At 65.4% G+C, this 21538-nt stretch carries 22 protein-coding genes; 17 read left to right on the top strand and 5 right to left on the bottom strand.

Going from position 1 to position 21538, the window contains the following annotated elements:
• The first annotated feature begins 56 nt into the window (after positions 1-56).
• Positions 57-383: a hypothetical protein gene (locus tag IC232_RS11140; protein WP_190844985.1), complete on the top strand. Its 327-nt coding sequence runs from the start codon at positions 57-59 to the stop codon at positions 381-383.
• Here the strand turns inward: IC232_RS11140 and IC232_RS11135 are convergent.
• On the bottom strand, positions 331-1401 hold the full coding sequence (locus tag IC232_RS11135) for a citrate synthase/methylcitrate synthase (RefSeq protein WP_190844984.1): 1071 nt from the start codon (positions 1399-1401) through the stop codon (positions 331-333). The genes IC232_RS11140 and IC232_RS11135 overlap by 53 nt on opposite strands.
• A gap of 75 nt (positions 1402-1476) precedes the next feature.
• Here IC232_RS11135 and IC232_RS11130 point away from each other — a divergent pair, with 75 nt between their 5' ends.
• The 6 genes from IC232_RS11130 to IC232_RS11105 all read left to right on the top strand — a co-directional run bounded on the left by IC232_RS11130 (position 1477) and on the right by IC232_RS11105 (position 4939).
• Positions 1477-2607, top strand: coding sequence for a citrate synthase family protein (locus tag IC232_RS11130; RefSeq protein WP_190844983.1), 1131 nt, complete (start codon positions 1477-1479; stop codon positions 2605-2607).
• Positions 2604-3053: an NUDIX hydrolase gene (locus IC232_RS11125; RefSeq protein WP_190844982.1), complete on the top strand. Its 450-nt coding sequence runs from the start codon at positions 2604-2606 to the stop codon at positions 3051-3053. The genes IC232_RS11130 and IC232_RS11125 overlap by 4 nt, the downstream gene beginning before the upstream one ends.
• The gene (locus IC232_RS11120) at positions 3050-3664 is read left to right on the top strand and encodes a TIGR02301 family protein (protein ID WP_312895149.1); all 615 of its coding nucleotides are present in this window, start codon (positions 3050-3052) and stop codon (positions 3662-3664) included. The genes IC232_RS11125 and IC232_RS11120 overlap by 4 nt, the downstream gene beginning before the upstream one ends.
• 174 nt (positions 3665-3838) lie before the next feature.
• Positions 3839-4102 carry a hypothetical protein gene (locus IC232_RS11115; RefSeq protein ID WP_190844981.1) on the top strand — a complete coding sequence of 88 codons (264 nt, stop codon included), beginning with the start codon at positions 3839-3841 and terminating at the stop codon, positions 4100-4102.
• 16 nt (positions 4103-4118) lie between these two features.
• Positions 4119-4511, top strand: a complete 393-nt coding sequence (locus tag IC232_RS11110) for a VOC family protein (RefSeq protein WP_190844980.1) — start codon at positions 4119-4121, stop codon at positions 4509-4511.
• Between the two features lie 35 nt (positions 4512-4546).
• A complete protein-coding gene (locus IC232_RS11105) occupies positions 4547-4939 on the top strand; it encodes a VOC family protein (protein WP_190844979.1) in 393 nt (130 codons plus the stop codon).
• A gap of 174 nt (positions 4940-5113) precedes the next feature.
• On the opposite strand, the gene IC232_RS11100 is transcribed toward IC232_RS11105, so the two are convergent.
• On the bottom strand, positions 5114-6448 hold the full coding sequence (locus IC232_RS11100; RefSeq protein ID WP_190844978.1) for a dihydroorotase: 1335 nt from the start codon (positions 6446-6448) through the stop codon (positions 5114-5116).
• Positions 6449-6521: 73 nt separating this feature from the next.
• Here IC232_RS11100 and IC232_RS11095 point away from each other — a divergent pair, with 73 nt between their 5' ends.
• The 9 genes from IC232_RS11095 (at position 6522) to IC232_RS11055 (ending at position 15853) form a co-directional block, all read left to right on the top strand.
• Entirely contained in the window at positions 6522-7400 is an 879-nt protein-coding gene (locus IC232_RS11095) for a YgfZ/GcvT domain-containing protein (RefSeq protein ID WP_190844977.1), read from the top strand.
• 113 nt (positions 7401-7513) lie between these two features.
• Positions 7514-9454, top strand: coding sequence for a PAS domain-containing sensor histidine kinase (locus tag IC232_RS11090; protein ID WP_190844976.1), 1941 nt, complete (start codon positions 7514-7516; stop codon positions 9452-9454).
• Between the two features lie 104 nt (positions 9455-9558).
• Complete coding sequence (locus IC232_RS11085; protein WP_190844975.1) at positions 9559-10215, top strand: FMN-binding negative transcriptional regulator; 657 nt, start codon at positions 9559-9561, stop codon at positions 10213-10215.
• Positions 10178-10666 carry an aminoglycoside 6'-N-acetyltransferase gene (gene aac(6') / locus IC232_RS11080; protein WP_210335314.1) on the top strand — a complete coding sequence of 163 codons (489 nt, stop codon included), beginning with the start codon at positions 10178-10180 and terminating at the stop codon, positions 10664-10666. The genes IC232_RS11085 and aac(6') overlap by 38 nt, the downstream gene beginning before the upstream one ends.
• A gap of 215 nt (positions 10667-10881) precedes the next feature.
• Positions 10882-11490 carry a DNA-3-methyladenine glycosylase I gene (locus IC232_RS11075; protein ID WP_190844974.1) on the top strand — a complete coding sequence of 203 codons (609 nt, stop codon included), beginning with the start codon at positions 10882-10884 and terminating at the stop codon, positions 11488-11490.
• Positions 11490-12086, top strand: a complete 597-nt coding sequence (locus tag IC232_RS11070) for an HD domain-containing protein (protein ID WP_190844973.1) — start codon at positions 11490-11492, stop codon at positions 12084-12086. Before IC232_RS11075 ends, IC232_RS11070 begins: the two co-directional genes overlap by 1 nt.
• A 210-nt stretch (positions 12087-12296) precedes the next feature.
• Positions 12297-12815, top strand: a complete 519-nt coding sequence (locus tag IC232_RS11065) for a tyrosine phosphatase family protein (RefSeq protein WP_190844972.1) — start codon at positions 12297-12299, stop codon at positions 12813-12815.
• Between the two features lie 49 nt (positions 12816-12864).
• Positions 12865-15570 carry a DUF2339 domain-containing protein gene (locus tag IC232_RS11060; RefSeq protein WP_190844971.1) on the top strand — a complete coding sequence of 902 codons (2706 nt, stop codon included), beginning with the start codon at positions 12865-12867 and terminating at the stop codon, positions 15568-15570.
• 34 nt (positions 15571-15604) lie between these two features.
• Positions 15605-15853 (top strand): exodeoxyribonuclease VII small subunit, encoded by a 249-nt coding sequence (locus IC232_RS11055; RefSeq protein WP_190844970.1) that lies wholly within the window; start codon positions 15605-15607, stop codon positions 15851-15853.
• A 16-nt stretch (positions 15854-15869) separates the two neighbouring features.
• Here IC232_RS11055 and IC232_RS11050 read toward each other — a convergent pair whose 3' ends face one another.
• Both IC232_RS11050 and IC232_RS11045 read right to left on the bottom strand, forming a co-directional pair.
• On the bottom strand, positions 15870-17072 hold the full coding sequence (locus tag IC232_RS11050; protein ID WP_190844969.1) for a glycosyltransferase family 61 protein: 1203 nt from the start codon (positions 17070-17072) through the stop codon (positions 15870-15872).
• Positions 17073-17081: 9 nt separating this feature from the next.
• Entirely contained in the window at positions 17082-18335 is a 1254-nt protein-coding gene (locus IC232_RS11045) for an O-antigen ligase family protein (protein ID WP_190844968.1), read from the bottom strand.
• A gap of 396 nt (positions 18336-18731) precedes the next feature.
• Between IC232_RS11045 and dxs the strand changes: the two genes are divergently transcribed.
• A complete protein-coding gene (gene dxs / locus IC232_RS11040) occupies positions 18732-20639 on the top strand; it encodes a 1-deoxy-D-xylulose-5-phosphate synthase (RefSeq protein WP_190844967.1) in 1908 nt (635 codons plus the stop codon).
• Positions 20640-20744: 105 nt separating this feature from the next.
• Here dxs and IC232_RS11035 read toward each other — a convergent pair whose 3' ends face one another.
• Positions 20745-21458, bottom strand: coding sequence for a superoxide dismutase (locus IC232_RS11035; RefSeq protein WP_190844966.1), 714 nt, complete (start codon positions 21456-21458; stop codon positions 20745-20747).
• Between the last annotated feature and the right edge of the window lie 80 nt (positions 21459-21538).

Genomic DNA, 21538 nt, shown 5'->3' with positions numbered 1-21538 from the left:
GAACGCAAGTAGCCGCTGCTGGAAAGCCAAAGCGGTCCTGAGCACCTTCCTGAACATTGGGCTTTCGTACACCACCGACCAGACCCAGCCCGTCGGCAATCGGCCTAGACTGGCGGATCCAGACCGAGGCCCGGACCCTCCTCAAGAATTTGCCCCTGCTCGCCGCCGATGTCACGACCCTGCGGGTGATCGCGAACTCGTCCGGCGGTTCGCCCAGCATCGATGGGCCGCCGGCCGTGATGGAACGGGCCTATGGACTGCCCCTGGGTGCCGCGTTTACGCTCTTCGCAATCGGGCGCACGGCCGAAGGAGCCGGTGCAATAGAGCCGATCAGGCCGCTTTTGCAGGCCAAGCTCCCACATAGCGCGATTGCGGCCGGATGATGCGGCCCGTGCGGGTCTGCTCGATGGCATGGGCCACCCAGCCCGCCGAGCGGCCTGCCGCGAAGAGCGGGGTGAAGCCCTCGCGCGGGACGCCGAGTGCATCGAGCAGGATGGCTGTGTAGAACTCCACATTTGTGTCGAGCCTGCGCCCGGGCTTGCGGCGCTCCAGTACCGTGAGGGCCGTAGCCTCGACGGCCTCCGCAAAGGCAATGCGGTTGCTCTTTCCCTTCAGCCGTCCTGCGGCCGCTTTCAGCACGTCCGCCCGCGGGTCGCGAACCCGGTAGATGCGGTGGCCGAAGCCCATGAGGCGCTCGCCTCGAGCCATGGCGTCGTCGAGCCAGGCATCCGCGTTCTCGATGGTGCCGATGGCGTCCAGCATGTCGAGCACGGGACCCGGCGCCCCACCGTGCAACGGACCTTTGAGAGCGCACAGCCCGGCCACGACGGACGAGAGGGTGCCCGCCTGCGTCGAGGCGACGACCCGCGCCGTGAAGGTGGAGGCATTGAGGCCGTGGTCGATGACGGTCACAAGATAGGTGTCGAGGCCCTGCGCCTCCTCCGCCGAGACGGGCGTATCGCGCATCATGCGCAGGATATCTGCTGCATGGCCCAGAAGTGAATCGGGCGCGACCGGCGCGAGGCCCTGGGCTCCCCGCACCGCCATGGCGGCTGCGACGCCCGCTGCCCCAACCGCAAGAGCCGCATGATCCCTCTCCGCATCGGGCAGGCTCGCCAGGAGCAGGCGCATGCCCTCCACAGGTGTGAGGTTGGCAAGCCGGGAGCTGAGAGGTGCGAGATGGACATAAGCCCTCTGCCGCGCTGCGCTCAGGAGGGCCTTCGTGTCAGCTGCGGCGTCTGGAACGAAGCCCTCCCAGAGCATCGCCGCCACATCCTCGAAGGATACCCGCCCGGCCAGTTCCTCAAGATCATGCCCGGCGATGATCAGGCGGCCCGCCTCACCGTCCACATGGCTCAAGCTGGTCTCGGCCGCGACCACGTCGTCCAGTCCGATCATCATGAATGCTCTCCTTGGTTGAGGGGAGCTTCGCGCCGGCCTTGCAGAACCGTCAATCTTGAATCAACATATCAACATATGGGCGCCGCATCCCTTGATCTCACCTCGGCCGAAGAGGCCTCGTCCCGCCTGGGCATCAGCCGCGCGAGCCTCTACGCCTATGTGAGCCGCGGCCTGATCCGCTCGTTCTCCTCGCCGCACGATCCGCGCCAGCGCCTCTACGCCCTCGACGACGTGGAGGCCTTGGTAGAGCGCAAGGCGCGCTTCCGCCGCCCGACAGTCGCGGCCGCGACTGCCCTCGATTGGGGTCTGCCGGTGCTGGAGACAGGCATCACCCAGATCAGGGACGGGCGGCTGTTCTACCGTGGGCAGGATGCCATCGCTCTTTCGCAGACCGCCAATCTCGAGGATGTTGCGCACCTCCTGATCGGCGCCCTCGACGAGGACACGTTCAACCGCCCTTCCCCTATGCCGCCATCCCTGCCCGGCCCTGCCTTCGGGCCTCATGGCTTCGTGGCACAGGCCATCCGCCTCCTGTCGGAGCCCGCCGGAAGAGAGACCCGGGCGACCGAGGTTGCGGCGATCCTGCGCATGACGGCGGTGGCCGCGAGCGGCACCAATCCTGGCACGGAACCGCTCCACCGGCATCTGGCCTCAGCCTGGAAGGCGCCGCCGCAGGCGGCCGGCGCGATCCGGCGCGGACTCGTTCTCTGCGCCGATCACGAGCTCAGCTCCTCGGCCTTCGCGGTTCGGGTCACGGCCTCGACCGGCGCCTCCCTGCGCAATGCGGTCATCGCGGGTCTCGCGGCCCTGAGCGGTCCCTATCACGGGGGCATGACCGAGCGGATCCGGGCTTTTCTCGATTCCCCCGGAACGGCACCCCACCCTGGCTTCCGCCATCGCCTTTATCCGGAAGGCGATCCTCGGGCTCGGGCCCTGCTGGAGAACGTGCCCCTGCTCGCCTCGGACGCCACGACCCTGCGGATGATCGCGAACACCTCCGGTGGCCTGCCCAGCATCGACGTGGCACTGGTCATGATGGAAAGGGCCTATGGACTGCCGGTGGGTGCCGCCTTTACGCTCTTTGCCATCGGGCGCACGGCCGGGTGGCTCGCCCATGCCATCGAGCAGCGCACCCAAGCGACCCTCATCCGCCCCCGCGCCCGCTATGTTGCGGCTGGCGGCCTCTCCGAGCAGCTCTCCTCATGACCAATGACCGCTTCTATCCCGCCCGCCCCGTTCTCGCCGCCTCCGTGGCCGTGATCCGCGAGGGGCGCATCCTGCTCGCCGCCAGGGGCAAGCCGCCGAGCGAGGGGCTGTTTTCGCTTCCCGGGGGCATGGTGGAGGTGGGAGAGACGCTCGCCGAGACGGCCTTGCGGGAACTTCGCGAGGAGGTCGGTGTTGAGGCCAAGCTTATTGGCCTGATCGCCCCGGTCGAATTCATTGAAAGGGACGAGAAAGGCCATATAAGGCATCATGTCGTCATCGCCGCCCATGCGGCCCACTGGGCTTCGGGCGAACCCCAGACAGGTCCGGAAGCAAAGGAAATCCGTTGGGTTACGGAACGGGACATCGCCGATCTGCCGCTGACGGCAGGACTGGCCGGCATTCTGGAGCAGGCTTTCAGGATCGCGCGCGAGGACCGCGTGGCGTGAAACGCCTGGGCCTGATCCTCGCCGTGCCCGCAATGCTGCTCGGCGCCCCCGGTTCCGCGGCAGCCCAGGGTTTTTTCGACCGCTTGTTCGGCCCTCCGCCGGGCCAGCAGCAGCCGGGCGTTCCGCCGCAATACCGGCAGCAGCCGGGGTATCGCCCCCTGCCGCAGCCCGGGCCGCAATATCGTCAGCAGCCTGCTCCTCAGCAGCAGCGGAGGCCGCAGCCGCAAACGCAGCGTCCGGCCCCTCAGCAACCTCAACAGCAGCCCCCGCAGCAGCAGGCGGAACCCGCGCCCGCAGTCGAGCCGCCGCCAGCGCCCTACGAGAAGGAATTGCTGCGGCTGGCCGAGATCATAGGGTCGCTCGCCATGCTGCGCCCGCTCTGCAGCGCCCCCGATGCCACCGAATGGGGCCGGCGCATGCAGGTTCTGCTCGAGGCCGAAGGCTCGACGCCGGGACGCAAGGAGCGGCTCGCCGGCGCCTATAACAAGGGCTATCAGGCCTATGCCCTCACCTACCGGGTCTGCACACCGTCGGCCCAGGAAGCCTCGGTGCGCTTTCTGGCGGAAGGCGAGCAGCTCGCCCGCAGCATCACCGGGCGCTACGGCGGCTGATCGGAGGGCAGGCCCCTCTGTCCGGAGGTGTTGCAGCCGCGCCTCTTATCCACATTTTTCAGCCGATGACCTCTCGCGTTAACCTCCTTGCAAGGTGATGCTGGCGGCGGGTCGGCGCGATGTCTAAGACTAATTCAACCGAACTCGCGCGCTGCCCCCCAAGGGGCCTGGATCATGAACGACAACGACGTCCTTCTCGACGAATCGCCCAATCTCAGCGCCCTCAAGCAGGCGGCCCTGAGCTATGTGACCGAGGCCTTCGCCGAGGCCGAGCTCGACGGGCTCGACGGCGACTGCATGGCCCAGGCCGCCCTCTTCGCAGCCTTCACCGAGCTCGTCACCACCTATGGCGAGGATGCCGTCGCCGAATACGCCGCCACCCTGCCGGACAAGATCCGCAGCGGTGCATTCTCGATGGCGATATCGCTGAAGCATTGAGACGGATGAGCGTCTCGTGACGGGCATCAAGCTCCGCGTGGTCAGGCCCACGAGCCGACTTGAAGAAGTCATACGTTTCTACAGCGATGGCCTGGGTTTCGAGCTCATCGCTGCCTTCGATGATCACGACAGGTTTTCCGGCAGAATCCTGGGTCATCCGCAGGCACCGTGGCATCTCGCATTCACGTATTACCGCAACTTTCCAGCGGGGCGAGCGCCAACGCAAGACAACCTGCTGGTCTTCTACCTTCCCGATCGTGCCGAATGGGAGACCTCCGTCGAGCGGATGCGAATCTACGGATACTCATCTGTCCCATCGTTCAATCCCTACTGGGATCGGGACGGCGCGACCTTCGAGGATCCAGACGGTTACCGCGTCGTGCTGCAGACCACAGCCTGGGCGAAGTAGAGTTCCCATGCCGAACATCAAAGCGAGATATGCGCATGAGAGACCTTAAACTCCGGGTGGCGCGGCCCACAGATGAGCTTGAGGCTGTTGTGCGCTTCTACCGCGATGGCCTTGGCTTCCAGGTCATCGCCTCGTTCGACGAAACCGGCGGCTTCGAGGGTAGGATGCTGGGGCATCCGCAGGCCATGTGGCACCTGGAGTTCACATCCCTGCGTGGCCACAAGTCCGGTCGTGCCCCGACCGAAGACAACCTGCTCGTCTTCTACCTGCCGGATCGCAGCGAGTGGGAAGCCGCGGTGCAGCGCATGCGCGACAACGGACATTCTCCGGTGACATCGTTCAATCCGTATTGGGATGACCTGGGCGTGACATTCGAGGATCCGGATGGCTATCGTGTCGTGCTGCAGAACATGGCTTGGGTGAAGTAACGCACTGTCATTCCGGGGCGAGCGTGAGCGAGAGCCCGGAATCCATAACCGCTAACCCTGCAGAAAGAAGCACAACGTCGATCGCCATTCCTTGGCACGGCGTGTTTATGGATTCCGGGTTCCGCTACGCGGCCCCGGAATGACAGTGTCTGTTGGCGCAGGAGTGGTGACCATTCACGAACGCAAAGTCTCCTCGAACCGCACCACCTCGCCTTGTGACGGCGCCTCGAGCGATCCGTCCCACATCACCACGTTACCGCGCACGACCGTGCCGACAGGCCAGCCGGTGACCTTTTTGCCGTCGTAGGGCGTCCACTGAGACTTCGAGGCGATCCAGTCGTTGGTGATGGTCTCGGTGCGCTTCAGATCGACCACGGTGAAATCCGCATCGTAGCCCACCGCGATGCGACCCTTGCCGGCGATGCCGAACAGGCGCTTGGGGCCGGCGCTCGTCATGTCGACGAAGCGCTCGAGCGTGAGGCGGCTGGCGTTCACGTGGTCGAGCATGATCGGCACGAGGGTCTGCACGCCGGTCATGCCGGAGGGCGTGTTGGGATAGGTCTTGTCCTTTTCCGCGCGCGTATGCGGCGCGTGGTCGGAGCCGAGGATGTCGGCGATGCCTTCATCGAGGCCCTGCCAGAGCGCGGCGCGATGGAGTTCGTCGCGCACGGGCGGGTTCATCTGGATGTAGGTGCCGAGGCGCTCGTAATCCTCCGGTCCCGTGAGCGTCAGGTGATGCGGCGTCACCTCCACGGATACGAGATCCTTGTGGTCCTTCAGGAGCGCCATCTCCTCGGCGGTGGTGATGTGCAGCACGTGGATGCGCGCGCCGGTGTCCCGCGCAATGCGCACGAGGCGCTGCGTGCAGGCGAGCGCCACTTCGGCCGAGCGCCACACGGGATGCGAGCGCGGGTCGCCTTCGACGCGCAAGTTCTTGCGCGAACGCAGCATCGCCTCGTCCTCGGAGTGGAACGCGGCGCGGCGGCGGGTGCGGCGCAGGATATTGGCGATGCCTTCGTCGTCCTCGACGAGCAGCGAGCCGGTGGACGAGCCCATGAACACCTTGATGCCGGCTGCTCCGGCTAAGCGCTCCAGCTCAGGCAGATCAGCGGCGTTCTCGTGGGTGCCGCCGACCCAGAAGGCGAAGTCGCAATGCATGCGGTGATGGCCGCGCCGCACCTTGTCGGCCAGCGCCTCGGGTGTCGTGGTCTGCGGGTCGGTGTTGGGCATCTCGAACACCGCCGTGACGCCGCCCATGACGGCCGCGCGGGAGCCCGATTCCAGATCTTCCTTGTGGTCGAGGCCTGGCTCGCGGAAGTGCACCTGCGTGTCGATGACTCCCGGCAGGATATGCAGCCCCCGGCATTCGATCTCCCGTGCGGCTGAGGCCTGCGACAGGTCGCCGATGGCGGCGATCTTTCCGCCGCGCACGCCGATGTCGCGCTCCACGCGTCCATCGTGATTGACGACGATACCGCCTTTGAGGATCAGGTCGAAGGTCTGGGGCATGGCAATCTCATCCCTTGAGGCCTTAGCGGAAGGGGCATATGTCACAGCTCTATCAGGATAAGGAGCGGGGCATATGCCGTCAGTCCATCTGGCCGACCGGGGCGTGGTAAGGGTTTCGGGCGAGGACGCCAAGACTTTTCTCGACAACCTCATCACCTGCGACCTGGACCGTGTGTCACCGCACGCGGCGCGCTTCGGCGCCCTGCTGACGCCCCAGGGCAAGATCCTGTTCGACTTCCTGGTCTTCCAGGCGCCGGAGGAGATCGGCGGCGCCTATTACCTCGATGTCCTGAAGGTCTACGCACCCGACTTCGCCAAACGCCTCGGCTTCTACAAGCTCAGGGCGAAGGTCGTGGTGGAGGACCTGTCCGATTCGCTCAGCCTTGTGGCCGGCTGGGATGCGCCGCGGCCGGACGACGAGGCCGGCCTCGTCGTCGAGGACCCACGCCTGGCTGCTCTGGGCTGGCGCGCCATCGTGGCGGCCGAGGACTCAGCCGAATTCGCCAAGGACCCGGCGGAGGCTTATCACGCCCATCGCATCTCCCTCGGCGTGCCCGAAGGCGGGCGCGATTTCCTGTTCGGGGATGCCTTCCCGCACGAGGCCCTGATGGATCAGCTGAACGGCGTCGATTTCGACAAAGGCTGCTATGTGGGCCAGGAGGTGGTCTCCCGCATGCAGCATCGCGGCACGGCCCGCACCAGGATCGTGCCGGCCGTCTACGAGGGCGGCTTCGCGGCGGATCTCGGTGTCGAGGTCACGGCCGGAGAGAAAGTTCTGGGCAAGACCGGCACCGGCGCCGAGGGGCGCGGGCTCCTGATGATCCGCCTCGACCGGGCCGAGGATGCCCTCAAAGCCGGCGATCCGATCAGGGCCGGTGGCATCCCGGTGCGGCTGGAAAAGCCCACCTGGGCGAGGTTTGCTTTCCCGGGCGAGGCAGGCGCCGTTTCCTGAGCTGGGAAAAAGCCAAGCTTCAAGGGGAACGAAGTCCTCACAAAAGTGTTACAGCTAATCGACCTGAGAACGGACTGAATCAAGAGCCGGCCCGGGTCTGCTGGGGAATTCTGATGAACGCCATGCAAGGGACCGGCTCGAAGTCCCAGGAGGGACGCTTTCAGCTCCTGGTCGATGCGGTCACCGATTATGCCATCTACATGCTCGATCCGAAGGGCATCGTGTCCAGCTGGAATGCCGGCGCCCAGCGCTTCAAAGGCTACACGCAGGACGAGATCCTGGGGGAGCATTTCTCCCGCTTCTACACCGATGAGGACAAGGCAACCGAGCTGCCCCGCCGCGCGCTGGAGACCGCCGCTCGCGAAGGCAAGTTCGAGGCCGAGGGCTGGCGCCTGCGGAAAGACGGAACCCGCTTCTGGGCTCATGTGGTCATCGACCCGATCCGGGACACCCAGGGCGATCTGATCGGCTTCGCCAAGATCACCCGCGATTTGACGGAGCGGAAGAAGACGCAGGAAGCCCTGAAGGAAAGCGAGGAGCGTTTTCGCCTGCTGGTCCAGGGTGTCACCGACTATGCCATCTACATGCTCGACCCGCAGGGCCGGGTGACGAACTGGAATGCGGGAGCCCAGCGCATCAAGGGCTACACACAGGACGAGATCCTGGGGGAGCATTTCTCCCGCTTCTACACCGATGAGGATAAGGCTACCGAGCTGCCCCGGCGCGCGTTGGAGACGGCTGTCCGCGAGGGCAAGTTCGAGGCTGAGGGCTGGCGCCTGCGCAAAGACGGAACCCGCTTCTGGGCGAGTGTCGTCATCGATCCCATCCGAAACGACATGGGCGATCTGATCGGCTTCGCCAAGATCACCCGCGACATCACCGAGCGCCGGCAGGCGCAGGAAGCCCTGGCCCAGGCTCAGGCGGCCCTGTTCCAGGCGCAGAAGATGGAGGCGGTCGGGCAGCTCACGGGCGGCGTCGCGCACGATTTCAACAATCTGCTGACCGTCATCGTCAACAGCCTGGATCTTCTCACCCGCAACGCCCGCGATACCCGCGACATGCGGCTGATCGAGAGCGCACAGCGCGCGGCGGAGCGCGGCGCGAAGCTGACGCAGCAATTGCTGGCCTTCTCGCGCCGTCAACCCTTGCAGCCGGCCCTGCACAACCCGAACACCCTTATCGGCGGCTTCGAGTCGATCCTGCGCCGGGCCTGCGGCGAACTGGTCAAGCTGCAGCTTGCGCTTGCCCCGGGCGTCCGGTCGATCTCCGTCGACGCGCCGCAATTCGAAGCGGCCCTCCTGAACCTCATCGTCAATGCGCGGGACGCGATGCCGGATGGCGGATCGCTGAGAATTGCGACCGGCAATGTGACCATTGCCGAGAGCGAGCACGCGGCCGCCGAGTTGGAGCCCGGCCCCTATGTGTCGGTTACCGTGGCGGACACCGGCTCGGGCATGGCGCCCGAAATTCTTGACCGCGTCTTCGAACCCTTCTTCACCACCAAGGAGATCGGCAAGGGCACCGGCCTGGGATTGAGTCAGGTTTATGGTTTCGTCACGCAGTCGGGCGGGCATGTGAAGGTGGACAGCGCTCCGGACCGGGGAACGACCATCACCATGCTGCTGCCGGCCCAAGACAACGGGGAAGAGGCCGTGGAAGACGAAGACGGGACGGAACGTCCGGCGCAGGAGAGCGCGGGCACCGTGCTGATCGTCGAGGACGAGCCGGCCGTGCTGGAAGTGGCGAGCGACATCTTCGACAGCCTGGGCTACGACGTGCTGACCGCGACCGATGCCCAGAAGGCGATTGCCGTTCTGGAAAGCGACGCCGCAATCGACGTGATGTTCAGCGACGTGATCATGCCCAACGGCATGAACGGCGTCGAACTCTCCCGCAAGGCGCGCGAGATGCGCCCCAGCCTCAGGATCCTGCTGGCCTCGGGCTATCCCATGTCGGCCCTGCCCTCCGAAGGCCTGGGCGCGGGCGTCTCCTTCATCAGCAAGCCCTACCGCTGGACGGAACTCGCCGACAAGCTGCGGATGCTGCGCTCCTGAGCATGAAGGCCCATCGCCATGGGTGATGGACGGCATCGGCAATTTTGATTGGTGCCGGGAAAGGCTTCCCGCTAGCATCCCGGCCAAATCGGATCGGGAATGCCATGTATCAGCCGCCCCACTTTCGTGAGGACAATCGCGAGGTTCAGCACGCCCTCATCAGGGCTCACCCGCTCGGGCTTCTGGTGACCCTGGGCAGTGTGGGGCTCGTGGCCAATCCCATTCCCTTCGTGCTCGACGCCTCCGCCTCGCCCCATGGAATCCTCAAGGCGCATCTCTCGCGGGCGAACACCCAGTGGCAGGATTTCGACGCCTCGCAGGATGCTCTCGTCGTCTTCCAGGGGCCGGAAACCTACATCACCCGGTCCTGGTATGCGGCCAAGCGCGAACACGGAAAGGTGGTGCCGACTTGGAACTACGCCATCGTGCAGGCCTATGGCCGCATGCGGGTGATCGACGATCCGGATTGGCTCCTCCGGCAGATCACGGCCATGACGGAGGTGCAGGAGGTCGCTCGTCCCGAGCCGTGGAATGTGGGCGATGCGCCGGCTCCTTTCGTAGCGGCGCAACTCAAGGGAATCGTCGGCATCGAGATCGAGATCACCCGGATCGAGGGCAAGTGGAAGGTGAGCCAGAACCGCTCGGATGCCGACCGCCAGGGCGTGGCGGAGGGCCTGCGCCTTGGCGAGGACGATGCCTCGCGGAACATGGCGGATCTGGTCGATGCGCGGGGAGCCTTGTCCGGTGGCCGACAATCTTGAACCGCGCGTCGAGCCCTGCATGCTGCAGACGCTCGAAGAATGGGTTGCCCTGCGGCATGCCCTGTGGCCCGAGGGACCGAAGGACGAGCATCGCGCCGAGGCGCAGGCCATGCTCTGGGAGCAGAAGGAAGCCATCGCGCTTCTTGTGCGCCTGCCCGACGGCACGCCGGCGGGCTTTGCCGAAGCGGCGTTGCGCCACGACTACGTGAATGGCTGCGCCACCTCGCCGGTGGCCTTCCTCGAAGGGATCTACGTGCAGCCGGAGCACCGCGGGAGGGGCCTCGCCCGGCTGCTGTGCCGGGCCGTCGAGCGATGGGCGCGAAGCCACGGCTGCAGCGAATTCGCCTCCGACGTGCTGCTCGACAACACGGCATCGCAAAGCATGCACAAGGCGCTCGGCTTCGAGGAGACGGAGCGGGTCGTCTATTACCGGAAGCGGCTATCCTCCTGACACTCTGGCCCACAAGCCGTGCTTCCACCCACCGACCTCATCCTGAGGAGCAGCCGTCAGGCTGCGTCTCGAAGGAGGATCCAGTGCTCTCTGGAAGCTCCTTCGAGACGCCTGCTGCGCAGGCTCCTCAGGATGAGGGCGGAGATTGATGAATCTGCCTCCTGCCGTCAGGGGCGCATCTTTCCGTTTCCCTGCACTCCCGCTACACAGGCTGCATGAGCGACGGACTGATCCTGCATCCCGACAACAAATCCCGCTGCTGGTGGCCCGGCACGGATCCCTTCTATGTGGAATACCACGACACGGAATGGGGCGTACCTGAGTTCGACGACCGGGCGCTGTTCGAGAAACTCATTCTCGACGGGTTTCAGGCGGGCCTGTCGTGGATCACGATCCTGCGCAAGCGCGAGAATTTCCGCCGCGCTTTTGCCGGCTTCGATCCGGCCGTGATCGCCCGGTTCGATCAGGCCCAGGTGGAAGCGCTGATGCTCGATCCCGGCATCGTGCGCAACCGCGCCAAGATTGAGGCGACGATTGCGGGCGCCCGCGCCTGGCTGGTGATTCAGGAGCGCGGCGGCTTCTCACGCTTCCTGTGGGACTTCGTCGACGGACGGCCGCTCCAGACGAATGCGAAAGCCCGCAAGGACGTGCCAACCGAGACCGAGGTCTCGCGCAAGATTTCGAAGGCCCTGAAGGCGGAAGGCTTCAACTTCGTCGGCCCCACCATCGTCTATGCCTTCATGCAGGCGGTGGGCATGACGAACGACCATCTCACCGGTTGCTTCCGCCATGCGGAATGCGCGGCATTGGCTGAGATGCGCTGATGGCCAAGGAACCGCGCGTCTGGCAGCGGATGCTCTCCGGCCGGCGCCTCAACCTGCTCGACCCCTCGCCTCTCGATGTGGAGCTCGACGACATCGCGCATGGGCTTGCCCGTGTCGCGCGCTGGAACGGGCAGACGATCGGCGGGCACATCTTTTCTGTGGCGCAGCATTCGCTTCTCGTTGAGGCGATTGCCGCCCATATCAATCCGGAGATGTCCCGCGAATGGCGCTTGGCGGTGCTCCTGCACGATGCGCCCGAATACGTGATCGGCGACATCATCTCGCCCTTCAAGGCCGTGATCGGCGACGCCTACAAGGCCATTGAGGCGGGCCTGCTCGGTGCCATCCACCTGCATTTCGGCCTGCCTGCGCAGCCCCCTGCGGCCCTCAAGCGCTTCATCAAGCAGGCGGACCGGCAGGCCGCCTTCTTGGAGGCGACGCACCTCGCCGGGTTTGCCCGCGAGGAGGCGATCAAGTTCTTCGGACGTCCCGATCCCCTGCCCCGCCCGGTGCTGGCTCTTCTGGAGCCCTGGCCTGTGGCGCAGGCCGAGGAGCGTTATCACGGGAAGGTCACGGCGGCGCTGGCAAAGGTTTGAACTCACGCCTCTCATTCACAAAATGGCGCTGAAGCCCTCCTCCCCCTTGTGGGGAGGAGTTGGAGGTGGGGGTGCCAACGCAGGACTGGTTCAAGGTTGGCGCTCACACCCCCACCCCGACCCTCCCCACAAGGGGGAGGGAGATACTGCCTGCGCCTCGAAGCGTCGCCCGAATCGTGTAAGCCTCGTTACCACTTCCGAGATCAAGCCATGCCAACCCTCCACGTCTGCCCCCTCTCCCGCCTGCACGACACCGTGGCCGCAACCCGCGCCAGCCATGTGGTGAGCCTCATGGGTGTCGGCGCCGAGGTGCCTCGCCTCACGGGCATCGCAGCGGAGCGGCATCTCTTCATCGGCGCCAGCGACATCTTGGAGCCGCTCGATGGCCATGTGCTCGCAGGCGCGGAACACATGGAGCAGCTGCTCGCCTTCATCCGTATGTGGGGCCGGGAGAGCCCTCTCGTGCTCCATTGCTGGGCCGGGATCAGCCGCTCGACGGCCGGCGCCTACATCGCAGCCTGCGCGCTGGCGCCGGAACGGAACGAGGCAGACATCGCCCTGGCCCTGCGCAAGGCTTCCCCCAGCGCCACCCCGAACGCCCGATTCGTCGCTCTCGCCGATGATCTTCTCGGACGGCAGGGCCGGATGGTGGATGCGATCCGGTCGATCGGGCGTGGAGCCGACGCTATGGAGGGGACGCCCTTCATGTTACAGCTTAACGGAAACTAGGCGATTCCGCTTCGGACAATCAGCCTGTCACGAACACTGAGGCCATTCCTTGGAGATCCCGTTCCTCGCCCTGCTGGCCCTCAGCATCCCGGTCTGCGCCATCGCGGGCCTGGTTCTCGGCCTCTCGGCCCGCAGCAAGCTGACCCTCCTGCAGAGACGCGTCGCGGCTCTGGAGGGCGAATTGCGGCTGGTCCGGGCTCAGGCGGGACCGGCAGCGTTCACGACGGACCAGCAGGCTCCGGTGTCTGCTCCGGACGCTCCGGCAGAAGAGGCCCCCGCACCGGATCTGCTCCCGGAGCCGGAAGCCGAAGCGTCCCGCCCGGCCGGATCAGTGCCAGCCATCCAGAGTGCGCCGCCGCAGCCTGCGCCTCCCGGCCGGGATTTCGAGGAGGCCCTCGGCTCCCGCTGGGCCGTCTGGGTCGGCGGCGTCGCGCTCGCCCTCGGGGGAATCTTTCTCGTCCGCTACTCCATCGAGCAGAACCTGCTGAGCCCGGCCACCCGCATCATGCTCGGCGCGCTGTTCGCCCTTGCGTTGATTGGAGCCGGCGAATGGCTGCGCCGCCGGGAGAGCGGCATCGCCCTGCCGGGTGTTCCCAACGCGAATGTGCCCAGCATCCTCACGGCGGCAGGAACCTGCGGGGCTTTTGCGGCCGCCTACGCGGCTTACGCGCTCTATGGCCTGATCAGCCCTGCCACCGCCTTCGTGACCTTAGGCCTGATCGCGGTCCTCACCATGGTCGCGTCCACCCTGCACGGGCCCATCCTGGCGGCGCTCGGCCTGCTCGGCGCCATGGGAAGCCCGCTCCTCGTCTCGTCGGACGAGCCGCAGCCCTGGGCGCTCGTGATCTACCTCGCCTTCGTGGTGCTGCCCGCCTATGGCGTCGCGCGCCTGCGCCTATGGCGCTGGCTTGCGCTCGCGGCTGCAAGCGGCGTGCTGATCTGGACCCTCCTGATCTTCATCCTGGACGCGCAGGATGCCCTGCCGGCCATGGTGCATCTGGTGCTTCAGACCGGCTTGGCCGCTCCCGTCCTGGTGGCTCTGCCCTACCGCCATGTGTCCGATGCCGAGTGCGGGATTGATCGGGCCGCCAGCATCGTCCTCCTGGTCTTCGCATTTGCCGCTGTTGTGGTGTCGGGCACGGTTGCGGCGGGCGACGGGCGCGCGATCTTCGTTGCCGCCATGGTCCTCCTCATGCTGGCGACCGGCATCCGCTTCACCCCGGCGGCTCCGGCGGTTGCCTGGGCGGCCCTGACCAGCGTCGGCGCGCTCCTGATCTGGCCCATCCGGGCGGATCTCGGCGGCACGCCTGAAAACCTCTTCTACCAAAGCGGCGATCTCTTCGCGGTGCGCCCGTACGCGGTCGAGGTCTATCTCGGCCTCGCACTCCTCGCCCCTGGAATTATCGCCGGAGCCGCTCTCCTCCGAGTGGCGCGCTCGCCGGACCTGCGCCTTCCCGCGGTCGCCTGGTACGCGGGAGCAGCCACCATCGGCCCGCTCCTGGCCCTTGTGGCAGCCTATTGGCGGGTCGCGGACTTGGAGCGGAGCCTGTCCTTCGCGCTCATCGCCGGCCTCCTCGCCCTCGCCTTCATCGCGGCCGTCCGGTGGCTCGGCCGCCGGGATGGCGCGGAAGGCACCCCGATTCGTTTGGCCCTCGGAGCCGCCGCCTCGGCCGCCCTGGCGGCGCTTGCCCTCGGGCTGACCTTCGCCCTCGACAGGGGCATGCTGACGGTGGCCTTCGCCCTTACCGCCTTGGGAACGGCCTGGGTGTCCGAGCGGACTGGCCTGCCTGCCCTGCGCTACGCGGTCGGCGCCATCGGGTTGATCGTTCTGGGGCGGCTGATTGCCAACCCGACCATCGTGGACGGCGATCCCGGCCCGGTCCTGATCAACTGGCTTCTCTGGGGCTACGGCGTCCCGGCCGTGGCCTTTCTCGCAGCGAGCAGGCTGCTGGAGCGCTCCGGACGCGACAGGATCGTGCAACTGACGGAGAGCTTAGGCATCGTCTTCGCGGCCTTCCTGGTCTTCTTCGAGATCCGCCATGCCCTTCACGCTGGAGACCCGCTCGCCCAGGACTTCAGCCTCCTGGAGGCGGGCCTGCTGGCAACGGAGAGCCTCGTCTTCGCCATCCTCCTGACGCGCCTGGACCTCAGACGCGGTGACCCGGTCTATCGCTGGGGCTCCCTGATCTTCAAAATCGCCTCGCTCGCCCTCTGCGCCGGGGGCCTCCTTCTGGTCGAGAACCCACTGCTGACGGATGACACCATCCCCGGCGGGCCGGTGTTCAATGCCCTGGTCCCGGCTTATCTGCTGCCGTCTCTGCTGGCCGCCGGCCTGGCCCTGGTCGAGCGGCGCGCTCGCCCCCGCTTCTACAGCCTGTCCTCGGCCATCTTGAGCCTGCTCCTGTTCTCCGCCTATGTGGGTCTGGAGATCCGGCGGCTCTTCGCCGGCCCCGAACTGGCACTGTGGCGCGACTTCACCCAAGGCGAGCATTGGGCCTACTCAGTTGCCCTGCTGGTCACGGGCATCCTGCTTCTCGGCTTGGGGCTCGCCCGCAACAACCGCTTTGCCCGCTTGGCGTCTGCGGCCTATCTCGTGCTGGCGGTGCTGAAGGTGTTCATCGTCGACCTGGCCAATCTGGAGGGCGTTATGCGTGCCCTGTCATTTATTGGCCTCGGCCTTGTTCTCATCGGCATCGGTCTCGTCTATCAGAGACTTCTCGCCCATCGACCCAGCAATGCCGCAATCCCATCGTGACATTGCCTAGACCGAAGAATTGACGGACAGCCGCATGACCGACACCGCCTCCATCAAGACCCTCCCCTTCGAGAAGGCCCTGGCCGAACTCGAGGAGATCGTGCGGCGCCTCGAGCGCGGTGACGTGCCCCTGGAGGACTCGATTGCGATCTATGAGCGCGGCGAGGCCCTGAAAAAGCATTGCGAGCAATTGCTGAAGAAGGCCGAGGCCCGGATCGAGAAGATCACCATCGGCCCCGACGGCGCCGCCTCGGGCACGGCCCCGTTGGACGTGGACAACTAGCGCATTCTGCAGAATGTCAGGCGGCGCGGTTCCGCTCGATGGCCGCGTCGACGTCCTGGAGCACGGCCTTGGGATCGATGGCGAAGGCCTGCTTCTGTCCCTCGACCCCGCCGATCACCGGCTCGTAATCGGCACCCGCTTCGGCGGCCCAATGCAGGCCCGTGCTCTTGCGCCCGTTCTGCGCCATCAGCTCGATGAGCAGGGGCTGGCGCTGCGCCCAGAGAATGTTGGCAAGGCCTGCCCCATGAACTCCCATAACAATCTGGGCTTCGCCAAACCATTGCATCTGCTCGTGATGGTTCGACCAGGATGCCTGGACAATCCGGAACCCGCGCTGGCGCAGCCCCTCCATCAAGGCGGCCTCTCCATCCACCCGTCGCAGGCGCGTGTCGCCCCGGGTCAGATAAATGCGTGGCGCAGGCTCAGGGAGCTGGCGGTCCTGATAGGCAGCCTCGAAAACCGAGCGGGCGAAACCGATCGCCTCGGGCGTCGCGAAAAGCCTCTCGACATTGCAGCAATGGGTGCGCGCGTAGAGGTACGAATCCGTCTGGATCCGCTCCCAGGGCGCGAGCCTTACATGATCGATAGAAAGGCCTTTGCGGCGCAGGCCGTCGATGAAGCTTGAGACCAGCGGATTGACCGAGCGTGCCGTGGCTATGGTGAGGGTCTCCCCTGAGGCCACTGCACCCTGGTCGAGGGCATGGCACAGCGGCATCAGCACGTCGGTGAGCAGATGGCCGTAATGGGAGTAAGGCGGGATCGCAGCAACGATTCCGCCCGCGCGGCGCGTGTGGAACGCGGCAGGCGCCGGATGGGCGAAGTTCCAGTTGCTGTCCGATGTCGTGTCGAAGGACAGCTGCCGCCCCGTGGCCGCGTCCACGGGGGTCAGGGTATGGCCAGGGACCAGGATGCCTAACAGCAGAGCCACCACACGATGGGCGGAATCCGGATCCGTGAACCGGCAGGATGGCTTCATCACGTCGACATTGTGCTGGCTGACGAAAGCACGCTGCCGGTCATACCGGCTCTGCATCAGGCGGAAGGGATGAACGCTATCCTCGAGGAGCCTCACCTTTGCGTCGTCCGGCCAACCGAAATCGGGAAAGAACGAAACGGCCTTCCGCAACGTCGCACTGGAACCCGTGAGCCCCTTCATCACGCGGAACGCGATGGGCTTGAGATCAAAGGTCCGGCGAAGGGCGGAATGGTGTCGGGCCATCGCGATCCGTTAAATGCGCTGGGCGATGCCGGGCACAGGAGCCACAGACGTCGCCTTGACGTTAAATGAAGACCTATTGCGCGCCAGAACGAGCAGGATAGGAAACCACATAAAGAGATAATGCGTGTTGAAGAACGCGTACGGATTCGGCAGATCGGCTCCCATATAGCCGAAGGCGAAGATCAGCGACGCAAGGCCGAAGAAGCGCAATGTCTCGTCCGTTCCGCGGGTCAGGCATCGTGCATAGCCTGCAGCCATGAGGCCTGATGCGGCAAGGCCGCCGAGCCCGAAATACAAGGCAATTCCAAAGAGGCCATTGTGGGCATGGCTCAACCACTCGTACGGAAACCGGAATTCCGGCCCGCTGCCCAGAATGGGATGAAGCGCGATCTGATCGCGAACCCGCTCCCATACCTCACCGCGATTTGAGGGCCGGCACCAATCGATATTGCTGCCGCAGATGATGGCTTTGATGTTCGGCTCGAAAATCACCAGGCCTGTTACGATGAGCCAACTCGCCAGGCAGGTCATGAGCACGAGAAGCATGCCGCGCCGTTCGAACAGGAAAGCAAGCGGCAAGGCCAAGCAGAGGGCAACGATCGGCCCACGGCTCTGGGTCAGGACGAGGCCAGCCACGAGCGGCATCGCCAGCATCAGGAGGATGGCCATGGTCCTCCGATCCCTGCCCTTCTCATCCCTCCATAGCGCAACAGTGGCGATGAGGGCGCAGGCGAGCGCTCCGGCACCGGGAATGGGATTGCCGCCTCGCCCGAGGGGGATCATGCGGTCCATGAGATCCGGGGCTGTCACAACATGAACGATGATCGACAGGAAGGCGCTTGCGGCTCCGATGCCGGCAATGATCCAGAGGATTTGCCGGGTGTTTAGAACCCGAGACGCCTGTGCGGTGAAAAGGAAGAAAGCGGCCAGCAATCCGATTTTGGAGAAGTCGGAGATCGGTCGCGGCATATCTCCAAACAGGGCCCCCGCAGCCTGCCATGCCAGCAGGAAGCCGAACGAGAGCCAGAGCCACATATTTCTCTGAAACGTCTCCGCAGCGGCTCCGCTGGCGAAGGCCAAGAGTGCCCCGGCGAAAATGGGCGCGACGGACAGGCCCGGAGCCTTTCCGCCCCTGGCGAAGAAGATGGCGGCGACAAAGAGAACGAAGGCCGCGGCGCTCAGCACACGAATTCGCCTATGATCGGCAAGGTGCTTACGGATCAGGATGGCGGGGGAGGTCAGCTGGGAAGTGTCGAACGTCATCAGAATGGGCAGACTTTGTCCCCATAAGGGCTTCGAACAATATTTCGAGAATGTTCGCCGTCTAGCACTTCGATTCCGTGTTTTCAACTAACCGCGATCCGGCAGAGGCCCGCAAACCAAGTGGATCAAAGGTTTTTTGTCCCTTTGCGATAGCCGAATGGGAAAGATTACATGTGAACCATGCCTGCAAGTCACTGAATAAGAGAGACTTGCCTATGTACATTCCGAAACGTCCTTCGGCTCCGTTGATGCCCGGTGCGACAGCTTGCCCCCACCTCGGCGGCAGTTGGCTTGCTCTGCCTGGGACGGAGCGAACGAAGTTTCTGATTTGACCCTCTCCAGTTAAGCCCCTATCTCCTTTATCTGGCCTTCGGTCGAAGCTTGGCGAGTAAAACGTTGTCCACACCTCTCCTCGACACCCTCAAGACCCCAGACGATCTGCGTCAGTTGCCCGAGAGCCAGCTCCGCCAGGTGGCGGATGAGCTGCGGACGGAGACGATCAGCGCGGTCTCCGTCACGGGCGGTCACCTCGGGGCAGGCTTGGGCGTGGTCGAGCTCACGGTGGCGCTGCACTACGTCTTCGATACCCCCCGCGACCGGGTGATCTGGGACGTGGGCCACCAGGCCTACCCGCATAAGATCCTGACCGGCCGCCGCGACCGGATCCGTACCCTGCGCCAGGCGGACGGCCTTTCGGGCTTCACCAAGCGCCAGGAGAGCGAATACGACCCCTTCGGGGCCGCCCATTCCTCCACGTCGATCTCGGCAGGCCTCGGCATGGCCGTGGCGCGGGACCTGGAGGGGGGCAAGAACAACGTCATCGCGGTGATCGGCGACGGGGCCATGTCGGCCGGCATGGCCTATGAGGCCATGAACAATGCCGGCGCCATGCATTCGCGCCTCATCGTCATCCTCAACGACAACGACATGTCGATCGCGCCGCCCACCGGCGCCATGTCGTCCTATCTCGCCCGCCTCGTCTCCGGCGGCGCCTACCGGGGCCTGCGCGAGACGGCCAAGCAGTTGGCCAAGAAGCTGCCGAAGTTCATCTACGAGAAGGCGCAGCGCGCCGAGGAATTCGCCCGCGGGTTCTGGACCGGCGGCACCATGTTCGAGGAGCTGGGCTTCTACTATGTGGGCCCCATCGACGGCCACAACCTCGACCACCTGCTGCCGATCCTGAAGAACGTGCGCGATTCCGAGACCGGCCCGATCCTCGTCCATGTGGTCACGAAGAAGGGCAAGGGCTACGCGCCGGCCGAGGAAGCGGCCGACAAGTATCACGGCGTCGTCACCTTCGACGTGGTGACGGGCGCGCAGACCAAGGCCAAGGCCAATGCGCCGGCCTACACCAAGGTCTTCGGCGAGAGCCTGGCGAAGGAAGCGCGGAACGACGACAAGATCGTCGCCGTCACGGCCGCCATGCCGACCGGCACGGGCATCGACCTCTTCGGCAAGGAATTCCCCACCCGCACCTTCGACGTGGGCATCGCCGAGCAGCACGCGGTGACATTCGCGGCCGGCATGGCCACGGAAGGCTACAAGCCGTTCTGCGCCATCTATTCCACCTTCCTGCAGCGCGCCTACGACCAGGTGGTGCACGATGTGGCGATCCAGAACCTGCCCGTGCGCTTCGCCCTCGACCGGGCGGGCCTTGTGGGCGCGGACGGCCCCACCCATGCGGGTTCCTTCGACGTCGCCTATCTTGGCTGCCTGCCGAACATGGTGGTGATGGCGGCGGCCGACGAGGCCGAACTTGTCCACATGGTGGCGACTGCCGCGGCTTATGATTCAGGCCCCATCGCCTTCCGCTATCCGCGCGGAGAAGGCGTGGGTGTCGACATGCCCGAGCAGGGCGTGCCGCTTGCCATCGGTCGGGGTCGTGTGGTGAAGGAGGGCAGCCGCATCGCCATCCTGTCGCTCGGCACCCGGTTGAGCGAGGCCTTGAAGGCGGCCGAAGAGCTGGAAGCGCGGGGCCTCTCCACCACCGTGGCCGATGCCCGCTTCGCCAAGCCTCTGGACGAGGAGCTGATCCTGCGGCTTGCACGCGACCATGAGGTGCTCATCACCGTGGAGGAAGGCTCCATCGGCGGCTTCGGCTCCTACGTGCTGCAGCTTTTGGCCGACAAGGGCGCCCTCGACCGCGGCACCCTGAAGGCGCGCTCTCTGGTCCTACCTGACCTGTACATCGATCAGGATAAGCCGGATCGCATGTATGCCAAGGCCGGTCTCGATGCGGCGGGCATCGTGACCAAGGTCTTCGAGGCGCTTGGGCAGGAAGAGACCCGGAAGGTTCGGGCTTAAGGTATTTCTCGCACCATCGTCATCCCCGGACTTTTTCCGGGGATCCACGTCTTAAAATCGCTCAAAGACGTGGATGGCCGGGACAAGCCCGGCCATGACGGCTGTTTAAATCGTCAGCGTACCGGCCTTCGCCGCCGCGTAGCGCTCGCCGATCCGGTTCCAGTCGAGCACGTTCCACCATGCCTTCAGGTAGTCCGGCCGGCGGTTCTGGTATTTGAGGTAATAGGCGTGCTCCCACACGTCGTTGCCCATGAGAACCCGCTGCCCGTCCATGAGGGGCGTGTCCTGGTTGGGCTTGGTCACGAGGCCGAGCTTGCCGTCGCGGGCGACGGTCACGAAGACCCAGCCGGATCCGAACTGCCGCGTGCCGGCTGCATTGAAATCCTCCTGGAACTTCGCAAAGCCGCCGAGATCGCGGTCGATGGCCCTCTTGAGCTCGCCCGAGGGCTCGCCGCCCTGGCCGCCCATGATCTGCCAGAACATGGTGTGGTTGGCGTGGCCGCCGCCGTTGTTGCGTACCGCCGTGCGGATCGATTCCGGCAGTTCGCCGATCTTCGCCAGCATCTCGTGCAGCGGCATCTTGGCCGCCTCGGCATTCTGGGCAAGTGCCGTGTTGAGGTTGGTCACATAGGCTGCATGGTGCTTGCCATGGTGAAGCTCCATGGTCTGCGCGTCGATATGCGGCTCGTTCTTGGCGGGCGCATAGGGCAAGGGATCGAGCTTGAAGGGACCCGATGGGGCTTGCGCCCAGGCGCGGGGAATGGCAGCGCTGGCAGCAAGCAGGGTAGCGCCTGTCAGAAGATGGCGACGGCTGATCATGGGATCTCCATTGGCTATGAGAGACTTGTGAACGGAAGATGATCTAGGGCCGGGCCTGGTTCCTGGCCATGAAAGGATCG

Origin of the sequence: Microvirga sp. (assembly GCF_014699075.1) — a bacterium.
In the GTDB taxonomy this organism is placed as follows: Bacteria; Pseudomonadota; Alphaproteobacteria; order Rhizobiales; family Beijerinckiaceae; genus Microvirga.
This window is presented reverse-complemented; position numbering and strand designations above follow the sequence as displayed.